The organism is Burkholderia sp. RS01 (genome assembly GCF_039748055.1).
Lineage (GTDB): Bacteria > Actinomycetota > Actinomycetes > Actinomycetales > Micrococcaceae > Arthrobacter.
In genome coordinates, this window is record NZ_JBDLAK010000090.1 from 1 (window position 1) to 223 (window position 223).

1 pseudogene is annotated in these 223 nt (G+C 62.3%); it reads left to right on the top strand.

Annotated features, from left to right (window positions below):
- A pseudogene (locus ABFP37_RS22655) lies at positions 1-223 on the top strand (amino acid permease); the annotation flags it as partial.

Sequence of the window (223 nt, forward strand, 5' to 3'; positions counted from 1 at the left end):
GAAGGCCGCCTTCGTCGCCGGCTGGTTCTACTGGATCAACTGGGCCACCACCACCATCGTGGACATCACCGCCGCCGCCCTCTACATGAACTTCTTCGGCAAATACGTCCCATGGATGGCCGACGTCCCGCAATGGGCCTGGGCCCTGACCGCCCTGATCGTCGTCCTGGGCCTGAACCTCGTCTCCGTGAAGGTCTTCGGCGAAATGGAATTCTGGTTCGCC